Source organism: Pseudomonas sp. P105 (assembly GCF_032614175.1).
GTDB lineage: Bacteria > Pseudomonadota > Gammaproteobacteria > Pseudomonadales > Pseudomonadaceae > Aquipseudomonas > Aquipseudomonas rhizophila.
On record NZ_CP126693.1, the window covers coordinates 4,785,857 to 4,808,510 of the forward strand.

Below are 22,654 nucleotides of genomic sequence, written 5' to 3' on the forward strand. Positions count from 1 at the left end.
GTCTCGTTGCAGCAGTTTTTAAAAAGGCTGTATTTAGAAAAAGGAATCCACGCGGAAATAGATCGGCGCTTCGCGCTCGGCCAGGGCATCCGGACGTTCCAAGGAGTGGGCAAAGGTCACGCTGGCCGTCAGGTGCTCACCGCGGGCGAACAACTCCACCGAATTGCTCGACATGCGCCCGTGCTGGTCGCCGTTGTAGCGATTACCGCGAATCACCCCCACGTCATAACCAAGGCTGATGCCGTACTCGGCGAACACCGGGCGCAGCCACTCCAGCGTCACCGGGCGGCTCCAGCGCAGGTCGTTGCGCCAGTAGCCACCACTGTCGCCGGACAGCGTCTGGTCCTTGTAGCCGCGGATCGACGCCAGACCGCCCAGGCTCATGCGCTGCGGACTGAACAGCGCATCTTCACTGCGCTGACCGGTCATCAAGCTGCTGAAACTGAAGGATTCACCGCCCAGCATGAAGGGCTGCAGGTAACTGACGGTGGCGGTGTATTTGCGATAGCGGGCGTCGGCCTGCCCGGGGCCCGGATCGTCGTCGCCCTGGGCATCGAAAGCGCCGATGCCTTGCTGTACACCCAGGTCCAGATTGACGAATGCATTGCCGACCCGTCGTCCATGGTTGATGCCGAACTGCGCCTCGCTGATGCGATTGCTGCTGTTACCGAGCTTGCTGTCGTTGACGAAGTTGTTAGTGCGCAGGTACGCCAAGCCGGTGTTGAGCGAAGTCTTGCTCACCGCGTCGCGATGGACCACCCGCTCCAGGCGCACCTGATGGCTCTGACTGTCGCCACTCTGCTTGAATTTGAAGCCATTGGCCTGGCCCAGGGCGCGGTACTCGCTCTGACTGTAGCTGTAGCTCAGGTTCCACCAACCAAACGGCAGGTTGTAATAGAGCATGGCATTGCGCGAGGTTTTCTGATGATCGCTGACGGCATCGTGGCCGCCGCGCAAGGCCAGTTGATCGGCCAGGCCCAAGGGGCTGTCCCAGTCGAAGGAGGTGCCCCATTGCTGTTCACCGGTGCTCTTCTGGCCATCGTTATGCCGCGCCAGACCAATGCGCCAAGGCTTTTGCGGGGTGTTTTTGACCAGCACATTACTGCCACCGAGATCTTGCCCCGGCGCCAGCTCCATCTGCACGCGATTGGACGGCAAACGGTTCAGTTGATCGACCATCTGTTCGATGTCCCGCAGATTGAGCAAATCGCCCGCCTTGCCGGGAAAGCTCATGGCCAGTTCCCGCTCGGACAGGCCACTGCCCTCGGCCCCCTTCAGCCCTTCCAGCCGGCCCTCAACGACCAGCACTTGCAAGTGACCGCTGGACAGGTCCTGTTGCGGCAAATAGGCACGACTGGTGACCAGGCCTTTTTCCAGGTAGTAATCGGTGATGACCTTGAGCAGCTCGTTAAGCTGTGGCACGCCCAGGCATTGGTTGATATAGGGCTTGAGCAGTTGTTCGCGCTCACTGGCCGAAAGACTGTCGGCGCCCTTGATTTCGATGGTCTTGATGGGGAAGCAACGGGTGTCCACAGGCGCAGTTGGCTGAGTCGGCTTCGCCGCCTTGCCAGGCAATTCCTTGAGTTCTTCCAGGCGTCGACGCTGCTCTTCGAGCAAGCGATCCTGGCGTTCGCGGATCAGGTCCGTGTCGCCGGGTGTTGGCGCAGCGTAGGCAAGTGTTAGCGGAGAAAGGCACAGCAAAGCCAGGCACGACCTCGCCCAATGGGCGGGTGAGAACATGTTCGATCCCTCGATACGGAAATGGCAGCAAACTGGCGAGCAGACAAAGCACCGGATATCGGTCTTCTCATTTCGGGGAACGCCGGAAAGTCCAGGCTGACTCCGAAAATACTCACGCTACTAATGCGCAAAACTACGCGCACACCAGACCCGGCATATCGCCTTCGGTTCAAAGGAGGGGAAACTTTCTGCTCAAAAAAGAGACGTGTCTCACAGGACGCATTAGAAACCACCGACATAAAGCGTCTTGTCGGACCTGTACGGGGTGGATTTTTTCGCGATGAGGGAACCGACGCCCGTACCGACCAAGGGGATTTGGCGCAAGAGAGGCAAACCAGTGGGGGGCTGGAGAATGATGGTGTCCCAGGGCAGGTTCGAACTGCCAACCTTCCCCTTAGGAGGGGGATGCTCTATCCAATTGAGCTACTGAGACACAAGTCGACCACGAGAAACGCGGTGCGTTGGACGGCGTGCATGTTAACGGTCAGCCTGGCGTTTGTCATGTCGTCCATGGCTTTTTAAGTGTAGGCAAATGTACCGTTCGCCAAGTCTCCCATCGAAGAGCCTGGACCGGACCGCCGCTCATCTGGCCCACCCTGCTCATTCTAGTAAATCGGCAAATCGCCACTATCCTATACAATACAAGGACAGCATCGCGCCGCCGCCTGCGTCATGGTTATCCGCCAGACGGTATGGCACATCGACACGATGCAGTGGTCACAAGATGCGGACCTGGAAATTTTTCCAACCAGTCCGCATTTTTGACGAAGGGTACTGGCATAACGCCTTTACGCGGATCAATATTTGTCACAGAATTGGCGCCAATGATCTGGCAATTTTGAGGCATGATGCGGGCCTCTTAACAATTCAGGTTGAACATTTGGCTAAGGGGCTTGTCCTATCGACATCCTGCGGCCAATCCCGAGAACCGCTCCCCTGAACTAACCGGTTAAATATATGCGCCCAATGAAACAGGCAATTTATTCCAGCCGTACGGCTGACAAGTTCGTCGTACGTCTGCCAGACGGAATGCGGGAACGCATTGCCGAGGTGGCTCGCAATCATCACCGCAGCATGAACTCCGAAATCATCGCGCGCCTTGAGCAAAGCCTTATTCAGGAAGGTGCGTTGGGTGAAGAGCTCAGCATGCGACTGGACAGCCCAGAGCTGTCACTGCATGAACGCGAGCTGCTTCAACGATTCCGACAACTCTCTCATCGCCAGCAAAACGCTCTCGTTTCGCTGATTGCTCATGACGTAGAAATGACCGCAGACGCGTCCTGATAGCATCCAAGATATTGAAGCCAGCCTTGTGCTGGCTTTTTTTTGCCTGGAATTTGGTGACTGAGATTTCCGGCGCCCACGAAAAAGCCCGCCAAATTGGCGGGCTTTCTTGAAGCGCGAATCAGAGCAGGAAAATCGTCGCCAATCCCAGGAAAATGAAGAACCCGCCGCTGTCGGTCATGGCGGTAATCATCACGCTGGCCCCCATGGCGGGGTCACGCCCCATTCGAGCCAGGGTCATGGGAATCAATACCCCCATCAAGGCCGCCAACAACAAGTTGAGCGTCATGGCGGCGGTCATCACCACTCCCAGCGACCAACTGCCGTATAGCAGGTACGCCACCACGCCGATCACCCCACCCCAAACCAGACCGTTGATCAAGCCCACGGCCAGTTCCTTGCGCATCAATCGCGATGTATTGCCGGTACTAACCTGGTCCAGCGCCATGGCGCGGACGATCATGGTAATGGTCTGGTTGCCGGAGTTGCCGCCAATCCCTGCAACGATAGGCATCAGCGCCGCAAGGGCCACCAGTTTTTCGATGGAGCCTTCGAACAAGCCGATCACCCGGGACGCGATGAAAGCCGTGATCAAATTGACCGCCAGCCAGGCCCAACGGTTACGCAGGGACTTCCAGACCGAGGCGAAGATGTCTTCCTCTTCGCGCAGACCGGCCATGTTGAGGACTTCGCTTTCGCTCTCCTCACGAATCAGGTCGACCATTTCGTCGATGGTCAGACGGCCGATCAACTTGCCGTTCTTGTCGACAACGGGCGCAGAAATCAAATCGTAACGTTCGAACGCCTGGGCCGCATCGTAGGCATCTTCGTCCGGATGAAAACTCACCGGATCACTGGCCATGACCTCGGCTACCTGCTTTTCCGGATCATTGACGAGCAATCGCTTGATAGGCAGCACGCCCTTAAGCACACCGTCGTAGTCCACCACAAAGAGCTTGTCGGTATGCCCCGGCAACTCCTTGAGACGGCGCAGATAACGCAATACCACTTCAAGACTGACATCCTCACGGATGGTCACCATCTCGAAGTCCATGAGCGCACCGACCTGCTCCTCGTCATAGGACAACGCCGAACGCACGCGCTCGCGCTGTTGGCCATCGAGGGTTTCCATCAGTTCGTGGATAACGTCCCGTGGCAGTTCGGGCGCAAGGTCGGCGAGTTCGTCGGCGTCCATTTCCTTGGCCGCCGCCAGCAGCTCGTGATCATCCATGTCAGCGATCAGGGTTTCACGAACCGAGTCGGACACTTCGAGCAGGATGTCACCGTCACGATCCGCCTGGACCAACTGCCAGACCGTCAGACGCTCTTCCAGCGGCAAGGCTTCAAGGATGTAGGCGACGTCGGCGGAGTGCAGGTCATCGAGCTTGCGTTGCAGCTCGACGAGATTCTGCCGGTGGACCAGGTTCTCGACCAGGTCGTGATGCGGGCCTTCCTGGCGATGCGTCAGGTCTTCGACCACCCGCTGGCGATGCAGCAGCTCAACGACTTGAGCAAGGCGATCCTGAAGGCTTTCCTGCGTTTTCTTTACTTCTATTTCGGTCATAGGCGAACTCCACTCCCAGCAGTGGAGCACGCCGGAAGGATCAATCAGTCAGTTCATGATTGGTAAAACGAGATATTGAGTAACTACTGGGTAAGTCCATGGGATATTCCACAAGCCCCGGCGGGGCTGACGGGCGCAATCATACACCGCTTGACGCTTTAAAACGTTAAAAAATCATGGCAAGAACAAGCGCTTGCGAGACATACCTGAACGCAGATTGAACCTCTATGCCTACGACGACTTATCCTGAAAAGAAAACACACGCCCCGGTAAAAATGTAGCGGCTAACCTTCTTTTCTTCACCGTCAAGGAGGACGTCAGGATGCTCGTCAGTCGCTACCTGTTTTTACTCGCTGCCCTGCCCTGCCTGCCTTTGGGGGCTGCCGGGCAAAGCGTGCATCGCTGCGAAAATACCGCCGGGCACGTGACCTTTACCACCCTGAGTTGCCGACCGGAAGAAACCCTGTCACTTCAGCAGATCCATCCGACCAGCCCGGGCAGGGCCGAGCCAATGACAGAGGCCATGCTGCCCGAAGCAGAGTTTCGGCAAACATTCGGCAACAAAGCCAACCGCAAGGAACCGACTGTTGTCGGCCAACTCGAAGACCGCTGTGGCAACCTGCTCAATGCCAGACAACGCCGCGAAGCGATCATGAACCGGCGAGTCGTCAGTGGCATGAGCCAGCAGGACGTGGAAAGCGCCCTGGGCAGACCCGACTCGGTCAAGATCAGGAATTCGAGCACGCGATATACCTACAAAGCGAAAAAAGGTCGCAGCGCAGAGATCGTGTTCGATGAGAAAGGGTGCGTGAAAGGCAAATCACAGACAGCAAAAAGCCCGCGTTAAACGCGGGCTTTTTGGTGTTTGGTGCACTCGACAGGATTCGAACCTGTGACCGCTCGGTTCGTAGCCGAGTACTCTATCCAGCTGAGCTACGAGTGCAAGTTGTGGTTTTATACCAGATCACAACTGGTTGAAGCCAAGTTATTTGCATCACTGCAAAAAACTCTTAAATGGTGCACTCGACAGGATTCGAACCTGTGACCGCTCGGTTCGTAGCCGAGTACTCTATCCAGCTGAGCTACGAGTGCATTTGTTGCCGCGCATTATAGGTCGGCGAATCTTTTTGTAAAGCGCTTTTTTCAGTAATTTCAATAACTTACCGATAAAGCCAGATTACGTCGCACTAAATAAATAATGGCGGAGAACGGGGGATTCGAACCCCCGACACCCTTTTGAGGTGTACTCCCTTAGCAGGGGAGCGCCTTCGGCCACTCGGCCAGCTCTCCGCAACACGGGGCGTATATTAACCACCTTCATCCCCGTTTGCAAACATAAAAAACGATAAAAATTAATGGCTTGGTTCGTCGTCCTTCTCTTTCTTGATACGCAGGTAAATTTCCTCTCGGTGCACCGCGACCTCTTTCGGGGCGTTGACGCCAATCCGCACTTGGTTTCCTTTGACGCCGAGCACGGTCACGGTGATTTCGCCATCGCCAATAATCAGGCTCTCTGCGCACCGACGAGTCAGAATCAGCATACCTTTCTCCTCACGCAATTCAGTTCAGGGACAACAGTCTGCAAAAAAAGGCGTAGGCCCTACGAACCGAAACGGTCGCAGCCTACAAGCCTAGTATTGACCAGCGCGAGCAAAAGAACAGTTTTGGAGCGCGCCTTTCAGAAAAACAAAGGGCGCGGTAAACCGCGCCCCAAGACAACGCCTTACTCGCCCTGTCGGGCAGCAGCGTCGAGTTCGAAAGCCGTGTGCAGGGCGCGCACGGCCAGCTCCAGGTACTTCTCTTCGATGACCACGGAAACCTTGATTTCCGAAGTAGAGATCATCTGGATGTTGATGCTTTCCTTGGCCAGGGATTCGAACATACGGCTGGCCACACCTGCGTGAGAGCGCATGCCGACACCGACGATCGAGACCTTGGCGATCTTGGTATCACCCACCACTTCCCGGGCACCAATCTCATCAGCAGTCTTTTTCAGCACAGCTTCAGCGGCCTGGTAGTCGTTGCGGTGCACGGTGAAGGTGAAGTCGGTGGTGTTATCGTGCGCGACGTTCTGCACGATCATGTCGACTTCGATGTTCGCGGCACTGATCGGGCCGAGAATCTTGAACGCCACGCCGGGGGTGTCTGGCACGCCACGGATGGTCAGCTTGGCTTCATCGCGGTTGAAAGCGATGCCGGAAATGATCGGCTGTTCCATGGATTCCTCTTCATCAATAGTAATGAGGGTGCCCGGACCCTCTTTGAAGCTGTGCAGAACGCGCAGCGGAACGTTGTACTTGCCGGCGAATTCGACGGCCCGGATCTGCAGCACCTTGGAACCGAGGCTGGCCATTTCCAGCATCTCTTCGAAGGTGATCTTGTCCAGGCGCTGAGCCACAGGCACCACCCGTGGGTCGGTGGTGTAGACACCATCCACATCGGTGTAGATCTGGCATTCGTCAGCCTTGAGTGCCGCCGCCAGCGCCACGCCCGTGGTATCGGAACCGCCACGGCCGAGAGTGGTGATATTGCCGTGCTCGTCCACACCCTGGAAACCGGCGACCACCACGACGCGACCGGCCTTCAGGTCGCCGCGAATTTTCTGATCGTCGATCTGCAGAATACGCGCTTTATTGTGCGCGCTGTCCGTCAGGATACGAACCTGGTTGCCGGTGTAGGACACCGCCGGCACACCCCGCTTGATCAGCGCCATGGCCAGCAAGGCGATGGTCACCTGCTCGCCAGTGGAAACGATCACATCCAGTTCGCGCGGAACCGGCTGTTGGTCGCCGCTGATTTGCTTGGCCAGATCGATCAGACGGTTGGTCTCGCCGCTCATGGCCGACAGCACAACCACCAGGTCATCGCCCGCTTCACGGAATTTCTTAACCTTGTCGGCGACTTGTTCGATTCTCTCGACAGTACCGACCGAGGTGCCTCCAAATTTCTGTACGATCAAAGCCATTTCAAAGCCGCCTCTGCCCATGAAGGGCGCCCAATAATCACTCAACAGCGACCGGAGTCGTCACTAGACAACGACCCCGGAGCACTGCCTTAAATACCCTGCTCTACAAATGCAACGGTTTGGGCCAGTGCTGCGTCCAGCGCGCCGGCGTCGGTGCCGCCGCCTTGCGCCATGTCCGGACGACCACCGCCCTTGCCGCCCACTGCCGCAGCGGCCTGCTTCATCAAATCACCGGCTTTGAGTTGGCCAGTCAGGTCTTTGGTCACGCCTGCGACGAGAACGACCTTTTCCTCATGGACACTGCCGAGCAGGATCACTGCGCGGCCGAGTTTGTTTTTCAGTTGATCGACCAGCGCCAGCAGTGCCTTGCCGTCCTGGCCATCCAGGCGCGCGGCCAGCACTTTCACGCCCTTGACGTCCACGGCCTGGGCCGACAGATCGTCGCCTGCGGCGCTGGCAGCCTTGGCCTGCAACTGCTCGAGTTGCTTTTCCAGCAGACGGTTGCGCTCCAGCACAGCCGAGAGCTTGTCGATCAGGTTGTCACGGCTGCCCTTGATCAGGCTCGCCGCTTCCTTGAGTTGTTCTTCGGCGGTGTTGAGGTACGCCAGGGCCGCCGCGCCGGTGACTGCTTCGATGCGACGCACACCAGAAGCCACACCGCCTTCGCTGATGATCTTCAGCAGGCCGATGTCACCGGTCCGGTTGGCATGGATACCACCGCACAGCTCCACGGAGAAATCGCCGCCCATGCTCAGCACACGCACGCTGTCGCCGTACTTCTCGCCAAACAGCGCCATGGCGCCCTTGCGCTTGGCGGTCTCGATGTCGGTTTCTTCGGTCTCGACCGGCGAATTCTTGCGGATCTCGGCGTTGACGATGTCTTCCAGCGCCTTGAGTTGCTCAGGCTTGATAGCCTCGAAATGGCTGAAGTCAAAGCGCAAGCGCTGACTGTCCACCAAAGAGCCTTTCTGCTGAACATGCTCGCCCAGTACCTGACGCAACGCGGCATGCAGCAAGTGCGTCGCCGAGTGGTTCAGCGAGGTAGCGTGACGAACCTCGGCGTCGACATGCGCGGCTACCGGAGCGGCAATCATCAGGCTGCCCGAGGCCAATACGCCGTGGTGCAGGAATGCGCCGCCGGTCTTGGTGGTGTCACGCACATCGAAACGCGAGTTGCCGGCCTGCAGGTAACCGCTGTCACCGATCTGTCCGCCGGATTCGGCGTAGAACGGCGTCTGGTCCAGCACGATCACGCCTTCCTGGCCTTCGCTCAGGATGTCGACCGACTGCCCGTCCTTATAGATAGCTACGATCTTGGCCGAACCGGTAGTGGCGGCGTAGCCGGTGAATTCGGTGGCCACGTCAACCTTGACCAGGCTGTTGTAGTCCATACCGAAGGAGCTGGCGGAACGCGCGCGCACTCGCTGGGCTTCCATCTCGCGTTCGAAACCTTCCTCGTCGAGGGTCAGGTTGCGTTCGCGGGCGATGTCGCCCGTCAGGTCCATCGGGAAACCGTACGTGTCGTACAACTTGAACACGACATCGCCCGGTACCACGTTGCCCTTGAGCTCGGCCAAATCCTGCTCGAGGATCTTCAACCCCTGCTCCAGGGTTTTGGCGAACTGCTCTTCCTCACCCTTGAGCACGCGCTCGATGTGGGCCTGCTGGGATTTGAGTTCCGGGAAGGCCTCGCCCATTTCGGCCACCAGGGCCGCGACGATCTGATAGAAGAAGCTGCCCTTGGCGCCCAGCTTGTTGCCGTGACGGCAGGCGCGACGAATGATCCGACGCAACACATAGCCGCGGCCTTCGTTGGACGGCAACACACCATCGGCAATCAGGAAGCCGCAGGAACGGATATGGTCGGCCACCACTTTGAGCGAAGCCTGGTTGTCGTTACTGCAACCGATGGCCTTGGCCGAAGCACTCAACAGGCTCTGGAACAGGTCGATTTCGTAGTTGGAGTGAACGTGCTGCAGCACCGCACTGATCCGCTCCAGGCCCATGCCGGTGTCGACCGACGGCGCTGGCAACGGATGCAACACGCCATCGGCGGTGCGGTTGAACTGCATGAAGACGTTGTTCCAGATCTCGATGTAGCGGTCGCCATCTTCTTCCGGCGAGCCGGGTGGGCCGCCCCAGATGTCGGCGCCGTGATCGTAGAAAATCTCGGTGCAAGGGCCGCACGGGCCGGTGTCGCCCATGGTCCAGAAGTTATCGGAAGCGTACGGCGCGCCCTTGTTGTCGCCGATGCGCACCATGCGTTCAGCCGGGACACCGACCTCTTTGGTCCAGATGTCATAAGCCTCGTCATCGGTGGCGTAGACCGTTACCCAGAGCTTCTCCTTGGGCAGGTTCAGCCACTTGTCGGAGGTCAGGAAGGTCCAGGCAAAGGTGATGGCGTCGCGCTTGAAATAATCACCGAAGCTGAAGTTACCCAGCATTTCAAAGAAGGTGTGGTGACGAGCGGTATAGCCGACGTTTTCCAGGTCGTTGTGCTTGCCGCCGGCGCGCACGCATTTCTGGCTGCTGACGGCACGGGTGTAGGCACGTTTTTCCTGGCCCAGGAAGCAGTCCTTGAACTGGTTCATCCCCGCGTTGGTGAACAGCAGGGTCGGGTCGTTGCCCGGAATCAAAGAGCTGGAGGCTACTCGGGTGTGGCCTTGCTCTTCGAAGAAGCGAAGGAAGGCTTCACGGATTTCTGCGCTTTTCATTAGGTTCTTCCACGGAGGCTGCGGCCAAAGGCCTGTGCAAAACGTCAACAGACGAAGCAACGGCAAAGGGCCGCATTATATCGGCCCTTCGCGTGGGGTACAGCGTGTTTATGCGATAGAAACTGTCAATTGGGCCGCTTGGCGGGTCAGTTACGGGAAAAGTCGACGAAAGAGCGGATCACTTCGTCGATTTGCGCGGCGCTGACATCCATGTGGGTCACCATTCGCAGGCGCGGCGCGGCGCTGAGCTTGATGCCACGCTCGGCGGCAAACGCCCTGATGGCCTCGGCCCGCTCGCCCATCTGCACGTAGACCATGTTGGTCTGCACCGGCTCGACCTCGTAACCCGCCCCACGCAAGCCCTCGGCAAGCCGCTGGGCATTGGCGTGGTCATCGGCCAGGCGCTGGACCTGATGATCCAGGGCATACAACCCCGCCGCAGCCAGGATCCCGGCCTGGCGCATGCCCCCGCCCACCATCTTGCGCAGCCGACGCGCCTTGCCGATCAGCTCGACGCTGCCGCAGAGGACCGAGCCAACGGGAGCGCCAAGGCCCTTGGACAGGCACACCGACACCGAATCGAAATGTTGGGTGATCTCCCGGGCATCGACGTTCAACTTGACTGCGGCGTTGTACAGCCGCGCGCCGTCAAGGTGCAACGCCAGGCCGTGCTCGCGCGTGAAACGCCGGGCCCGGGCCAGATACTCCAGCGGCAGGACCTTGCCTTGCATGGTGTTTTCCAGCGCCAGCAGGCGAGTACGGGCAAAGTGGAAGTCATCGGCTTTGATCGCGGCAGCAACTTGCTCCAGGTCCAGAGAGCCGTCCGCTTGCACGTCAAGGGGTTGCGGCTGGATTGAACCCAGTACCGCCGCCCCGCCGCCTTCGTATTTATAGGTGTGAGCCTGCTGGCCAACGATGTATTCATCACCACGCTCGCAATGGGCCATCAGCCCCAGCAAGTTGCTCATGGTGCCGGTGGGTACGAACAGCGCCGCGGCAAAGCCCAGGCGCCCGGCCAGTTCGGCCTCGAGGCGATTGACGGTCGGATCTTCGCCATACACATCGTCGCCGGTCGGCGCGCTGGCCATCGCATCCAGCATGGCGGCGGAAGGTTGGGTGACGGTGTCGCTGCGAAGATCGATAACGCTCATGAATCTGGCCTCGGGTGCGGGTGGGGGGAATTCCCTTTCGAAGGTCAATTACTGCGGTCATGGCGACGATTAATCAAGACCAGTCGAAGGAAAAGATCACCTGCACCTGAAGATCTCTCAGAACACCTGTGGGAGCGAGCTTGCTCGCGATGGCGGCAGCGCATCCAACATCAATGCAATCTGAACCACCGCTATCGCGAGCAAGCTCGCTCCCACAGGGGTTATGTGTTAAAAATCCTGCGCCGCCAAAAACCATGGCGGCGAAACGTTCTCAGGGCGGGGTGCAATTCCCCACCGGCGGTAATTGCACGCAAGGTGCATAGCCCGCGAGCGCTTGGCGATACACGGCTTTTGCGGTGTAGCGTCAAGGTCAGCAGACCCGGTGTGATTCCGGGGCCGACGGTCATAGTCCGGATGAAGAGAGAACGGGATCGGCACCCAAGGGCCGTCTGCGACTGTCTGCGCGCGACGCACCCTCGAATCCCCTTCGATTCATGACGCCCTGTTTTTTACACAAACAGGAACCAGAACATGCAACCCACCGCAATCGACAGCAAAAGCAAACATCATCCGGGCGAGCGCGTCGCGTTCATCCAGGCCTGCTGGCACAAGGAAATCGTCGACCAGAGCCGCAAAGGCTTCGTCGCCGAAATGATCAATCAAGGTTATCAGGAAAGCGATATCGACTTCTTCGAAGTCGGCGGCGCCTTCGAGATCCCGCTGCATGCCAAGCTGCTGGCCAAATCTGGCCGCTACGCCGGCATCGTCGCCGCTGGCCTGGTGGTGGACGGCGGCATCTACCGTCACGAATTCGTCGCCCAATCGGTGATCAGCGGCCTGATGCAGGTTCAGCTGGAAACCGAGGTGCCGGTGTTCTCGGTCGTACTCACTCCCCATCACTTCCACGCTGGGGAAGAACATCAGAAGTTCTTCTTTGAGCATTTCGTGCACAAGGGCCAGGAAGCGGCGAAGACCTGTGCCGATACCCTGCACAAGACCCGGGCGTTGCGGCGTAGCGAACAGCGGGCGGTAGCGGTTTAAAAGCTGCAAAAAAACTGTGGGAGCGAGCTTGCTCGCGATAGCCGAGTGTCAGTCACTTTCAGGATTGACTGAAACACCGCTATCGCGAGCAAGCTCGCTCCCATATTGGTTTTGTGGGGACTTCAGATCAGGTTTTCGTCCGTCGCCGGCACGATCAGGATCCCGGCCCGCAAACCATTCTTCACCTTGGGGTTGGGGAAGATGATCCGGGCGCCCTCTTCTTCGATCACCCAGCGGGTCTGGGCAATGTCTTCGGCCAGCACATAACCTTTTCCAAGTTCCGAGAAGTTCTCGATGTCCGCCGGCAGGTTCAGGCGGAAACTGTCGCTGTGCTTGATGATTTCCCGCGCGACGCTGAACAGTTGCAGGCCGTCCAGACTTTCGTCCGATTCGGGTTCGCTGCCTTCGATGATCTGTTGCAGACGGGTTTCCAGCAGGCTGACGTTGACACCGTCGTTTTCCCCGAACGGCCGGGCCTTGCCCAGTTCCAGGGTGAAAGACTCGGCACCCAACTGGTCATAGGTGTAGGCGCTGAACACAATGGACGGTTTGTTCTGCAGCAGCACCGCTTCCATGCCGGCGGCGCGCAGCCGCGCCAGTTCACGGCGTGAATGCCGGCGACCTTCCTTCCACGGATACAAGGCAAATTGCTCGATCTTCGAACCCCGGATGGCGGTGTGCAGGTCGTAATGCAAGCGACTGCGGTCCGGCACGCTGAAGAAACTGGCGGCCAACCGCTCCAATTCGCAAGCCCGCAACGCCTCGGCGCCGCCGCTCAACTCATGGCGACCATTGAACAACCGATTGACGTCCTGCTCGACAAAACGCTCTCCGCGACGAATGGCCTCGGGATTGCCGAACAGAAACAGAATGCGTGCCCGTGGCTTGAGATCCCCACGGGCGATGTCGTGCAGCAACCGATCAAGCAGTTCGATCGGTGCGGTTTCGTTGCCGTGGATACCGGCTGACAGTAACAGGTCCTGGCCATTGTCCCGGGCCTGGGGCGGCTTGACCTCCAGCGCGCCCTCGCTCAGCCAGCGCATCCGTACGCCCTCGACAGTCAGTTGAGTCTTCTCCGCCGGTTCACGGCCAGCGAGGGTCAGTTCAAGCAATTTGCCGAGGGCGAGCATAGCGCGGCTCCTTAATGGTCGTGGCCGCAATCCGGGCCATGGACATGATCATCGTCGCCCATGTCGGCCGGTTCCATTTCCAGTTGCAGGCTCACCAGGTTGGTCGCCAACGGGCGCAACAACAGGTTGGCGTATTCCTCATCGCCTTCTTCGACATCGACGCCGATCAGCAACTGACCGCGGCCGTCCTGCTGGATCCACAACTCTTTGCCCTGCCACATGACCGCAACGCGGGTGCAGGAGGTTTCCAGTTGGGTGCCGTCGGTGTCTTCAAGGATCAGTTGCAAGGTATCGCTCATGTTTTTACGTTCTCGTCGGGGGGAAAAGGCAACGCGCCCTGCTTTGACTGTAGTCAGGTCGCGCGCGCTTTCAATTGATCTGGAAAGGATAAACCGCGCCAAGTTTAAGGATTTGTGTCAGCTCATCCAGTGCCGCCCGGCATTCGAGCAGCAACTGCGGGTCCGCCAGGTCGTTTTCGGTCATGCGATCGCGGTAGTGACGCTCGACCCATTGGGTCAGCGAATCGTACAACGGCGCGGTCATGATAACCCCTGGGTTGACGGCGGCCAGCTCGGTTTCATTGAGGGCCACGCGCAGCCTCAGGCAAGCCGGGCCACCGCCGTTCTGCATGCTTTGCTTGAGGTCGAAGACCTTCACTTCGCCGATCACCCCGCCAGAGCCCGTCAGGCCTTGCAGGTACTGCCAGACGCGTTCGTTGCCGCGGCACTCCTCCGGCACGATCAACAGCATCGAGCCGTCGGGACGCGACAGCAACTGGCTATTGAACAGGTAGGAACGTACCGCGTCATCGACGGTAACCGCCGAACGCGGCACGCACACCGACTGAAATTTCCCACCGACCTTGGCGAGTTTGCTGCTCAGCTCGGCCAGCATCCGGTCGGTCTCGAGAAACGCATCCTCGTGATAGAACAACACTTCGCCGTTGCCCACCGCGATCACATCATTGTGGAACACGCCCTGGTCGATCACCGATGGGTTCTGTTGGGCGTAGACCACGCCCTCCTCCCTCAGACCATGCAGACGAGCTACTGCCTGAGAAGCTTCCAGGGTCTGGCGCGCCGGGTACTTCTGCGGCGCGGGAAAACGGGTATCGAAGGCGCTGCGGCCGAACACGAAGAATTCAACACCGGCCTCGCCGTAGGTCCGGCAGAAACGCGTGTGGTTGGCCGCGCCTTCGTCGCCGAACTGCGCCACCGCCGGCAGCGCGGCGTGGTGGGCGAAGTGCTGCTGATCGGCAAACATCGCCCCCAGTACGCGACTGGTGGTCGGGTGTTCAATGCTGCGGTGGTATTTGCAGTTCAGGTTGGCGGCGGTGAAATGCACGCGGCCGTCAGCTGTGTCGGCGCTTGGGCTGACAGTGGCGGCGTTGGCCACCCACATGCTGGAGGCCGAGCAACTGGCGACCAGCAGCGGCATCGCTTCTTTGGCAGCCTGCTGGATGACCTGGGCATCGCTGCCGGCAAAACCCAACCGACGCAGGGCCGCCACGTCGGGACGCTCCTGTGGCGCCAGCACACCTTGCTGGAAGCCCATGTCCATCAGCGCTTTCATTTTCGCCAGGCCCTGCAACGCCGCTTCCTTGGGGTTGGAGGACTGTTGGCTATTGCTCTGGGACGCGACGTTGCCGTACGAGAGCCCGCCGTAGTTGTGGGTCGGCCCCACTAGACCGTCAAAGTTGACTTCATAGGATTTCATCAGCGAGGCTCCACGAGAATCTGTTTTTTATAGGCATCAAGTAACAACCGCAGCGCGGCCATCGCGAGCAAACTCGCTCCCACAGGGTTTTGCGCAATCCTTTGTGGGAGCGAGCTTGCTCGCGATTGGGGTTCACACCATGCTCACGCCGGGAGTGAGGGCAGCCGGCATGACAAGGCTTGGGGTTTCCAGAGACGCCACCGGATACGCACAATAGTCGGCTGCGTAATAGGCACTGGCGCGGTGGTTGCCCGAGGCCCCAACACCGCCGAACGGCGCGCTGCTGGCCGCTCCCGTCAGTTGTTTGTTCCAGTTGACGATGCCGGCACGGCTCTGCAGCCAAAACTGCTGGTAGCGCTCCTGGGAATCCGACAGCAGACCCGCAGCCAAGCCATATTGGGTGTTGTTGGCCTCGGTGATTGCCGCGGCGAAGTCCGCGTAGCGAATCACCTGCAACAACGGCCCGAACAGTTCTTCATCAGGACGCTCGGCTACCGTCGTCACATCCAGGATGCCCGGTGTCAGCAACGCAGCCTGGGCTTGCGGTTGGGTCATGGTCAACAGCGGCACGGCGCCCAGGCCCAGCAAATGGTTCTGCGCGTCCATCAGCGCCTTCGCTGCGGCCAGGGAAATCACCGAGCCCATGAACGGCGCCGGTTGCTGATCAAAAGCGCCGACTTCCAGCGTCGAGCTGACCGCCACCAGGCGCGCCAGCAAGGCATCGCCCCACGCCCCTTCGGGCACCAACAGGCGGCGCGCGCAGGTACAGCGCTGCCCGGCAGAAATGAAGGCCGACTGAATGATGGTGTAGACCGCCGCGTCGACGTCCGCCACCTCATCCACCACCAGCGGATTATTACCGCCCATTTCCAGCGCCAGGATCTTGTCCGGGCGCCCGGAAAACTGTTGATGCAACAGGTTGCCGGTGCGGCTGGAGCCGGTGAAAAACAACCCGTCGATGCCCGGATTGGCCGCCAGGGCGATACCAGTTTCCCGCGCGCCTTGCAGCAGGTTCAGCACGCCCGCCGGCAGGCCGGCCTCGACCCAGCACTTGACCGTCAGCTCAGCGACTTTCGGGGTCAGTTCGCTGGGTTTGAACAACACGGTGTTGCCCGCCAACAAGGCCGGGACGATGTGACCGTTGGGCAAATGGCCGGGGAAGTTGTAAGGGCCGAACACTGCCACCACACCGTGGGGCTTGTGCCGCAGCACAGCGATGGCGTCACCCAGGGGGCCGCTTTTTTCGCCGGTCCGCTCACGGTAGCTCTGAATCGAAATGGCGACCTTGTTGACCATGCTGGTGACTTCGGTGGTCGCTTCCCACAACGGCTTGCCGGTTTCTTCACCGATGCAGTGGGCCAGTTCATCGGCGTGGCTCTTCAAGGCAGCGGCAAACGCTTCCAGCACCTGGATACGCTCATCCAGCGAACGGCGGGCCCAGTCCGGGAAGGCCTGACGCGCGGCCTGCACCGCCGACTCCACCTGCGCCGCCGTGGCGCCATTGCCAGACCACAGCACTTGCTGGGTCACCGGGTTCAACGACTCAAAGAGATCACCCTGACCTTCCAGCCAGCTTCCAGCGATGTACAGCGACTTCATTATTTCGACTCCCGAGCAGCGGACAACGCAACGGCGCGCACCTGATCGCCGGCGTTGAGTTGAAGACGTTTGGCAGTCAGCGGATCAACCACCAGGGTGCCCGCGGCTAAGCGCGCCGGTGCAGCAGTGATGCGGCAGTCTTCGCGTTTGCGGTTATGCATGATGAACGGCGTGGCGTCGTCGCCCGGCGTGCCGATGGCCAATACCAGTGCCTGGCTGTCGCGGATCGCGCGGATCTTGCCGGTTTCACATTCAACGGCCGGGCCGGCGTCGAAGATGTCGACGTAACCCTGGTAACTGAAACCTTCGCTCTTGAGCATCGACAGCGCCGGCTCCGTGTCGGGATGAACCTGGCCGATCACCGCCCGGGCATCCTCCGACAGGAAACAGGTGTACAGCGGGAACTTGGGCATCAGCTCAGCGATGAAGGCCTTGTTGCCCACGCCGGTCAGGTAGTCGGCCTGGCTGAACTCCATCTTGAAAAAGTGTCGCCCCAGGCTTTCCCAGAACGGCGAACGGCCTCGGTCATCGGACATGCCACGCATCTCGGCGATGATCTTGTTGCCAAACAGGTTCGGGAATTCGGCGATGAACAGCAGCCGCGCCTTGGCCAACATGCGGCCATTGAGGCCAGTGCGGTAGTCGGCGTGCAGGAACAGCGAACACAGCTCGGAGTTGCCGGTCAGGTCGTTGGCCAAAAACAGCGTCGGGATTTCCCGATAGATGTTCAGCTCCTGGGAGGCACTGACCGTCAGGCCGACCCGGAAGTTGTACCACGGCTCGCGCAGCCCAACGGCCCCGGCGATGGCAGAGATGCCCACCACACGACCGTCGTCGTCTTCGAGCACGAACAGGTAGTCCGCATCGCCACGTCCGGCTTCGCCGCGAAAAGTCTTCTCGGCCCAGCCGACCCGATGAGCCAGGCGCTCCTCGTTGGCCGGCAAGGTGGTCAGGCCGGTGCCGGTGCTGCGGGCCAGGGCAATCAGAGCGGGTAAATCGCTGCTGCGTACGGGACGAACGATCATGCTATCTCCTCAAACGGGCCGCTTGCGCCACCCGCGAAACTTCGCTGTAAGGCGTTAAACCGCCACCAGGCGCACGCTGGCACCCTCACCGACGCCCAAGGCTTCGGCCGCTTCCATATCCAGGGTCACCGGTTTGCCGGGCGCGTAGTCAAGCTCCAACAGAACGGCGCGGTAATCCTGCAACTGGGCGTTGGCCACCAGGTATTGTCGGCCGGCGCCCTTGACGGGCTCGCCGAGCTTGACCGGCACCACGCGGCTCTGGGCAATCGAGCGGATCCCCGAGACACGGGCATGCAGAGTCGGGCCACCGTCAAAGATGTCGATGTAATGATCGGTCTCGAAACCCTCGCGCATGAGGATGTCGAAGGTGATCTGCGCACGCGGATGGACCTGGCCCATGGCTTCCTGGGCGGCGTCCGGCAACAGCGGCACGTAGATCGGGTAATGCGGCATCAGCTCGGCGAGGAAAGTGCGGCTCTTCAGCCCGCACAGGCGCTCGGCGGCAGCGTAGTTGAGGTCGAAGAAGTTACGACCGATGGCGTCCCAGAACGGCGAATCGCCATTTTCATCGCTGTAGCCGACGATCTCGGTCACCACCGAATCGGCAAAGCGCTCCGGATGGCTGGCGACGAACAGCAGGCGCCCACGCGAATTGAGCTCCGACCAGGGCGAACCGACCAATTCCGGCACCACATAGAAGCTGGTCAGCAAGCTGTTGCCGGTCAGGTCGTGGCACTGGGAAAGCACGTGGATCTTGTTGTGGATCTTCAGCTCACGGGAGGCGTGAACGAACGTTTCGTTGCGGAAACTGTAGAACGGCTCGGAATAACCGGCCGAGGCCACGATGGCCGAACAGCCCGCCAGCTTGCCGGTCGCGGTATCTTCAAGGACGAAGAAATAGCTTTCTTCGCCGTTGAAGCTGACTTCGGCGGCAAACGAGGCTTCACTCGCGGCGATCTTGTCGCTCAGGCGTTCCACGTCATCCGGCAAGGAAGTGACACCGATCGGACTGTCCGCAGCCAGACGCTGTACCTCGCCCAGATCCGCCATTTGTGCGGGGCGCATCACCAGCATGGTGTCACTCCTTTACTTGAAATAAATGGTTCGACCGAAGGGTCGATACACAGAAAAATAACTAAACGACACGCTGACCCGCATTGCATCTGCGGCGGTCTTCGATTTTTCAGCCGCTGCAAGACTCCTGTGGGAGCGAGCTTGCTCGCGATAGCGGTGTGTCAGTCAACATCAATGCTGACTGATCCGGCACCTTCGCGAGCAAGCTCGCTCCCACAAGGGGTCCGGTTCAGCCTTAGGCTTGCGTCAGCTTCGCCGCGGCCCGCTCGAAGCGGTCCAGGCCGGCATCGATGTCGGCATCTTCGACCACCAGGCTCGGCGCGAAACGAATCACGTCCGGACCTGCCTGCAGGATCATCAGGCCTTCCTGTTCGGCGGCGTTGAAAATGTCCTTGGCCTTGCCTTTCCAGGCGTCGTTCAGCACACAGCCGATCAGCAGCCCCAACCCACGCACCTGGGTGAACAGGCCGTATTTCTCGCCGATCTGCTCCAGCCGAGCCTTGAACTTGCGGTGCTTGGCTTTGACGCCTTCGAGCACTTCAGGCGTATTGACGGTATCGATCACCGCTTCGGCCACCGCACACGCCAGCGGGTTGCCGCCATAAGTGGTGCCGTGGGTGCCGACCACCAGATGCTTGGCCAACGCTTCGGTGGTGAGCATTGCCGCGATCGGGAAACCACCGCCCAGGCTCTTGGCGCTGGTGAGGATGTCCGGGACCACGCCGTAATGCATGTAGGCGAACAGGTGGCCGCTACGGCCCATGCCGGTCTGCACTTCATCGAATACCAGCAGCGCGTCGTGGGCATCGCACAAATCACGGGCACCTTGCAGGTAACCCAGCTCGGCCGGCAATACGCCGCCCTCGCCCTGGATCGGCTCCAGCACCACGGCGCACGTCTTGTCCGAAATGGCCGCTTTCAAAGCCGCCAGGTCGTTGTAAGGGACGTGGGTAATACCGGTGATTTTAGGACCGAAACCGTCGGAATACTTCGATTGCCCGCCCACGTTCACGGTGAACAGCGTACGGCCGTGGAAGCTGTTGAGCGCGGCAATGATTTCGTACTTCTCGCTCCCGAAACGATCGAACGCGACGCGACGGGCCAGCTTGAAGGCGGCCTCGTTGGCTTCTGCGCCGGAGTTGCAGAAGAAAGCCCGCTCGGCAAAGGTTGCATTGACCAGTTTATGGGCCAGGCGCAGGGCCGGCTCATTGGTAAAGACGTTGGACACATGCCACAGCTTGTTCGCTTGTTCGGTCAGGGCGGCGACCAGTTTCGGATGGGCGTGCCCCAATACGTTGACCGCGATACCGCCGGCGAAGTCGATCAGTTCGCGACCGGACTGGTCCCACACGTGGGAACCGGCGCCACGCACAGGGATGAAAGCAGCAGGCGCATAGTTGGGGACCATAACCTGATCGAAATCGGCGCGTTGTACGGCGGCTTGCTCAACGGACATCGGAGTCTCCTGAAGAGGAACACCCGCCTGGAACTGGCGAGCGATGAGGGGATTGTAAGGACAGTTTTCAGCCCGGCCTTGTCGCCAAGCGACAACTTCTTATAGCGCCAACCCCCGTTTTTAGCGGGTTTATGGCAATGCGACAAATAGCGTCGCAAAGGCGCAGTTTAAACGTTGTCGCGGGATTTTAGGCGTTGGCTTCTACATTTCCCTGGCCATGCAAAACCCTGTGGCGAGGGGATTTATCCCCTCGCCACAGGGTTACATACCCCCGCCCTTACAGAGGAGGCGCCGGCCCTAGCCGCGTTCGGACGGCACCGACGACAATTCGAATGGGCTGCTGCTGCGCCGCTGGTTGCGGTCTTCCCGAGGCGTGGCGCCGAAGAAGTTGCGATAGGCGCTGGAAAAATGCGGCCCCGAGGAGAAGCCGCAGGACAGGCCGATCTGAATGATCGATTTGCTGGTCTGCATCAGCATCTGCCGCGCCTTGTTCAGACGCAGTTCCAGGTAGTACTGGCTCGGCACACGATTGAGGTATTGCTTGAAAATCCGCTCCAACTGGCGACGGGACACGCACACATGCTGGGCAATTTCGTCGGTGGTCAGCGGTTCTTCGATGTTGGCTTCCATCAACAGCACGGCCTGGGTGAGCTTCGGATGGCTGGAGCCCAGACGGTTCTGCAACGGGATACGCTGGCGCTCGCCCCCTTCGCGGATGCGCTCGACCACCAGTTCTTCCGAGACCGCGCCGGCCAGTTCCGCGCCGTGATCGCGCGCCAACACAGCCAGCAGCAGATCGAGCACCGACATGCCACCGCAAGCGGTCAGGCGATCGCGGTCCCAGTCAAACAGATGGCTGGTGGCAATGACCTTGGGGAAACGCTCGGAAAAGTCGTCCTGCCAGCGCCAATGCACGGCGGCGCGGAAACCATCGAGAAGACCCAGTTGGGCCAACGGGTAGACACCGGCGGACAAACCGCCAATCACACAACCGGCACGCACCAGCTGTTTGAGCGCGCTGCTCAGGGGCGGCGCAAGAGCGGTCGGGGGTTCGTCAGCCAGCAGAAACAGCTTCTGGAAACCTTCAAGCTTGCCGGCCCAGGGTTCGCCCGGTAGCTGCCAGGCGCCTTCGGTCTGCGGCTCGGCCTGCAAAAACGACAATTCGTAGACGACATCCGGATGCACCCGCTGAGCAACACGCAAGGCCTCCTCGGCCAGCGCCAGCGTCAAGGCTTTAGTGCTGGGCCAAATCAGGAAACCAATTCGATGGGCAGTCATGGTGGGCAATCCGAAGCGAAAACAGTGTTAAAGCCAAAAGCGGCTGCAACCAAATTAGACCATCTGGCGCGCGATGCGCAGCATGACCTGAATCAGGTGCGTAACGGGAGCGATTACTTGAGGCTGCCCGAAAGAAATTGTTGCAGCCGCTCCGATTGCGGATTGACCAGCACTTCGCGCGGGTTGCCGCTTTCTTCAACGATGCCTTTGTGCAGGAAGATCAGTTGGTTCGACACTTCCCGGGCAAAGCCCATTTCGTGGGTCACCACCACCATGGTCCGGCCTTCCAGCGCCAGGGCCTGCATCACTTTGAGCACATCGCCCACCAGTTCCGGATCAAGGGCCGAAGTCGGCTCGTCGAACAGCATGACTTCCGGTTCCATCGCCAGCGCCCGGGCAATCGCCACGCGCTGCTGTTCGCCGCCGGACATGTGGCCCGGATAGGCGTCCTTGCGATGCGCCACGCCGACCTTGTTCAGGTAGTGCTCGGCCTTTTCGCGCGCCTCGGCCTTGGCTACGCCCAGCACATGCACCGGCGCTTCCATGATGTTTTCCAGCGCGGTCATGTGGGACCACAGGTTGAAATGCTGGAACACCATCGACAGCCGCGAACGCATGCGCTGCAGTTGCTTGGGGTCGGCGGCCTTCAAGGCGCCATCCTTGCCAGCCACCAGTTTCAGCTCTTCGTTGTTGAGCAGAATCTTGCCGGCATGGGGCTGCTCAAGCAGGTTGATGCAACGCAGGAAGGTACTTTTGCCCGAGCCACTGGAGCCGATGATGCTGATCACATCGCCGGCGGCGGCCTTGAGGGACACACCCTTGAGCACCTCGTGACTGCCATAGCGTTTATGCAGGTCTTGGACTTCGAGCTTGTACATGCGGTCGGTTCTCACAAAACGTCAGTCGTTGAGCAGTCG

At 59.8% G+C, this 22,654-nt stretch carries 18 protein-coding genes, 4 tRNA genes and 1 riboswitch; of the genes, 3 read left to right on the top strand and 19 right to left on the bottom strand.

Features of this window, described 5'->3' with window-relative positions:
* Window positions 1-33: 33 nt before the first annotated feature.
* Both QOM08_RS21495 and QOM08_RS21500 read right to left on the bottom strand, forming a co-directional pair.
* Window positions 34-1,740, bottom strand: coding sequence for a ShlB/FhaC/HecB family hemolysin secretion/activation protein (locus QOM08_RS21495; protein ID WP_316912104.1), 1,707 nt, complete (start codon window positions 1,738-1,740; stop codon window positions 34-36).
* A gap of 356 nt (window positions 1,741-2,096) precedes the next feature.
* A tRNA-Arg gene (locus QOM08_RS21500) sits at window positions 2,097-2,173 on the bottom strand.
* A 524-nt stretch (window positions 2,174-2,697) separates the two neighbouring features.
* On the opposite strand from QOM08_RS21500, the gene QOM08_RS21505 reads away from it, so the two are divergent.
* On the top strand, window positions 2,698-3,024 hold the full coding sequence (locus QOM08_RS21505; protein ID WP_047228772.1) for an Arc family DNA-binding protein: 327 nt from the start codon (window positions 2,698-2,700) through the stop codon (window positions 3,022-3,024).
* 121 nt (window positions 3,025-3,145) lie between these two features.
* Here the strand turns inward: QOM08_RS21505 and mgtE are convergent, their stop codons facing one another.
* The gene (mgtE, locus tag QOM08_RS21510) at window positions 3,146-4,588 is read right to left on the bottom strand and encodes a magnesium transporter (RefSeq protein WP_047228773.1); all 1,443 of its coding nucleotides are present in this window, start codon (window positions 4,586-4,588) and stop codon (window positions 3,146-3,148) included.
* Between the two features lie 322 nt (window positions 4,589-4,910).
* On the opposite strand from mgtE, the gene QOM08_RS21515 reads away from it, so the two are divergent.
* Window positions 4,911-5,435 (top strand): SmpA/OmlA family outer membrane lipoprotein, encoded by a 525-nt coding sequence (locus QOM08_RS21515; protein ID WP_047228774.1) that lies wholly within the window; start codon window positions 4,911-4,913, stop codon window positions 5,433-5,435.
* Between the two features lie 19 nt (window positions 5,436-5,454).
* Here the strand turns inward: QOM08_RS21515 and QOM08_RS21520 are convergent.
* The 7 genes from QOM08_RS21520 to ltaE all read right to left on the bottom strand — a co-directional run bounded on the left by QOM08_RS21520 (window position 5,455) and on the right by ltaE (window position 11,418).
* Window positions 5,455-5,531 (bottom strand) — tRNA-Arg (locus QOM08_RS21520).
* A gap of 72 nt (window positions 5,532-5,603) precedes the next feature.
* Window positions 5,604-5,680 (bottom strand) — tRNA-Arg (locus tag QOM08_RS21525).
* Between the two features lie 107 nt (window positions 5,681-5,787).
* Window positions 5,788-5,878: transfer RNA gene (locus tag QOM08_RS21530), tRNA-Ser, on the bottom strand.
* A gap of 62 nt (window positions 5,879-5,940) precedes the next feature.
* A complete protein-coding gene (gene csrA, locus QOM08_RS21535; RefSeq protein ID WP_003178872.1) occupies window positions 5,941-6,129 on the bottom strand; it encodes a carbon storage regulator CsrA in 189 nt (62 codons plus the stop codon).
* 182 nt (window positions 6,130-6,311) lie between these two features.
* A complete protein-coding gene (locus tag QOM08_RS21540) occupies window positions 6,312-7,553 on the bottom strand; it encodes an aspartate kinase (RefSeq protein WP_047228775.1) in 1,242 nt (413 codons plus the stop codon).
* Between the two features lie 89 nt (window positions 7,554-7,642).
* Window positions 7,643-10,267 (bottom strand): alanine--tRNA ligase, encoded by a 2,625-nt coding sequence (gene alaS, locus QOM08_RS21545; RefSeq protein WP_316912106.1) that lies wholly within the window; start codon window positions 10,265-10,267, stop codon window positions 7,643-7,645.
* Window positions 10,268-10,413: 146 nt separating this feature from the next.
* Entirely contained in the window at window positions 10,414-11,418 is a 1,005-nt protein-coding gene (gene ltaE, locus QOM08_RS21550) for a low-specificity L-threonine aldolase (protein WP_316912107.1), read from the bottom strand.
* A 263-nt stretch (window positions 11,419-11,681) separates the two neighbouring features.
* A riboswitch (FMN riboswitch) is annotated at window positions 11,682-11,849 on the top strand.
* Window positions 11,850-11,949: 100 nt separating this feature from the next.
* Between ltaE and QOM08_RS21555 the strand changes: the two genes are divergently transcribed.
* Window positions 11,950-12,459, top strand: a complete 510-nt coding sequence (locus QOM08_RS21555; RefSeq protein WP_047228778.1) for a 6,7-dimethyl-8-ribityllumazine synthase — start codon at window positions 11,950-11,952, stop codon at window positions 12,457-12,459.
* Between the two features lie 122 nt (window positions 12,460-12,581).
* Here QOM08_RS21555 and astE read toward each other — a convergent pair whose 3' ends face one another.
* The 9 genes from astE to QOM08_RS21600 all read right to left on the bottom strand — a co-directional run bounded on the left by astE (window position 12,582) and on the right by QOM08_RS21600 (window position 22,615).
* The gene (gene astE, locus QOM08_RS21560) at window positions 12,582-13,589 is read right to left on the bottom strand and encodes a succinylglutamate desuccinylase (protein WP_316912108.1); all 1,008 of its coding nucleotides are present in this window, start codon (window positions 13,587-13,589) and stop codon (window positions 12,582-12,584) included.
* Between the two features lie 11 nt (window positions 13,590-13,600).
* Window positions 13,601-13,888 carry a hypothetical protein gene (locus tag QOM08_RS21565; protein ID WP_047228780.1) on the bottom strand — a complete coding sequence of 96 codons (288 nt, stop codon included), beginning with the start codon at window positions 13,886-13,888 and terminating at the stop codon, window positions 13,601-13,603.
* A gap of 70 nt (window positions 13,889-13,958) precedes the next feature.
* Window positions 13,959-15,305: an N-succinylarginine dihydrolase gene (gene astB / locus QOM08_RS21570; RefSeq protein WP_076383739.1), complete on the bottom strand. Its 1,347-nt coding sequence runs from the start codon at window positions 15,303-15,305 to the stop codon at window positions 13,959-13,961.
* Between the two features lie 132 nt (window positions 15,306-15,437).
* On the bottom strand, window positions 15,438-16,907 hold the full coding sequence (astD, locus tag QOM08_RS21575) for a succinylglutamate-semialdehyde dehydrogenase (RefSeq protein ID WP_316913246.1): 1,470 nt from the start codon (window positions 16,905-16,907) through the stop codon (window positions 15,438-15,440).
* Window positions 16,904-17,929, bottom strand: coding sequence for an arginine N-succinyltransferase (gene astA, locus QOM08_RS21580; RefSeq protein ID WP_076383737.1), 1,026 nt, complete (start codon window positions 17,927-17,929; stop codon window positions 16,904-16,906). The genes astD and astA overlap by 4 nt, the downstream gene beginning before the upstream one ends.
* A 54-nt stretch (window positions 17,930-17,983) precedes the next feature.
* A complete protein-coding gene (aruF, locus tag QOM08_RS21585; RefSeq protein ID WP_047228784.1) occupies window positions 17,984-19,003 on the bottom strand; it encodes an arginine/ornithine succinyltransferase subunit alpha in 1,020 nt (339 codons plus the stop codon).
* A gap of 235 nt (window positions 19,004-19,238) precedes the next feature.
* Window positions 19,239-20,459: an aspartate aminotransferase family protein gene (locus tag QOM08_RS21590; protein ID WP_092392986.1), complete on the bottom strand. Its 1,221-nt coding sequence runs from the start codon at window positions 20,457-20,459 to the stop codon at window positions 19,239-19,241.
* A gap of 297 nt (window positions 20,460-20,756) precedes the next feature.
* A complete protein-coding gene (gene argR, locus QOM08_RS21595; protein WP_047228786.1) occupies window positions 20,757-21,737 on the bottom strand; it encodes a transcriptional regulator ArgR in 981 nt (326 codons plus the stop codon).
* 113 nt (window positions 21,738-21,850) lie between these two features.
* Window positions 21,851-22,615 carry an ABC transporter ATP-binding protein gene (locus QOM08_RS21600; RefSeq protein ID WP_047228787.1) on the bottom strand — a complete coding sequence of 255 codons (765 nt, stop codon included), beginning with the start codon at window positions 22,613-22,615 and terminating at the stop codon, window positions 21,851-21,853.
* Window positions 22,616-22,654 lie beyond the last annotated feature (39 nt).

Excerpts from the sequence above, each read along its gene's own strand:
- ltaE (WP_316912107.1), bottom strand. The coding sequence starts at position 11,418 with ATGAGCGTTATCGATCTTCGCAGCGACACCGTCACCCAACCTTCCGCC.
- mgtE (WP_047228773.1), bottom strand. The coding sequence starts at position 4,588 with ATGACCGAAATAGAAGTAAAGAAAACGCAGGAAAGCCTTCAGGATCGC.
- aruF (WP_047228784.1), bottom strand. The coding sequence starts at position 19,003 with ATGCTGGTGATGCGCCCCGCACAAATGGCGGATCTGGGCGAGGTACAG.
- QOM08_RS21600 (WP_047228787.1), bottom strand. The coding sequence starts at position 22,615 with ATGTACAAGCTCGAAGTCCAAGACCTGCATAAACGCTATGGCAGTCAC.
- astA (WP_076383737.1), bottom strand. The coding sequence starts at position 17,929 with ATGATCGTTCGTCCCGTACGCAGCAGCGATTTACCCGCTCTGATTGCC.
- QOM08_RS21590 (WP_092392986.1), bottom strand. The coding sequence starts at position 20,459 with ATGTCCGTTGAGCAAGCCGCCGTACAACGCGCCGATTTCGATCAGGTT.
- QOM08_RS21515 (WP_047228774.1), top strand. The coding sequence starts at position 4,911 with ATGCTCGTCAGTCGCTACCTGTTTTTACTCGCTGCCCTGCCCTGCCTG.
- QOM08_RS21565 (WP_047228780.1), bottom strand. The coding sequence starts at position 13,888 with ATGAGCGATACCTTGCAACTGATCCTTGAAGACACCGACGGCACCCAA.
- csrA (WP_003178872.1), bottom strand. The coding sequence starts at position 6,129 with ATGCTGATTCTGACTCGTCGGTGCGCAGAGAGCCTGATTATTGGCGAT.
- QOM08_RS21540 (WP_047228775.1), bottom strand. The coding sequence starts at position 7,553 with ATGGCTTTGATCGTACAGAAATTTGGAGGCACCTCGGTCGGTACTGTC.
- QOM08_RS21495 (WP_316912104.1), bottom strand. The coding sequence starts at position 1,740 with ATGTTCTCACCCGCCCATTGGGCGAGGTCGTGCCTGGCTTTGCTGTGC.
- argR (WP_047228786.1), bottom strand. The coding sequence starts at position 21,737 with ATGACTGCCCATCGAATTGGTTTCCTGATTTGGCCCAGCACTAAAGCC.
- astE (WP_316912108.1), bottom strand. The coding sequence starts at position 13,589 with ATGCTCGCCCTCGGCAAATTGCTTGAACTGACCCTCGCTGGCCGTGAA.
- alaS (WP_316912106.1), bottom strand. The coding sequence starts at position 10,267 with ATGAAAAGCGCAGAAATCCGTGAAGCCTTCCTTCGCTTCTTCGAAGAG.
- astB (WP_076383739.1), bottom strand. The coding sequence starts at position 15,305 with ATGAAATCCTATGAAGTCAACTTTGACGGTCTAGTGGGGCCGACCCAC.
- QOM08_RS21555 (WP_047228778.1), top strand. The coding sequence starts at position 11,950 with ATGCAACCCACCGCAATCGACAGCAAAAGCAAACATCATCCGGGCGAG.
- QOM08_RS21505 (WP_047228772.1), top strand. The coding sequence starts at position 2,698 with ATGCGCCCAATGAAACAGGCAATTTATTCCAGCCGTACGGCTGACAAG.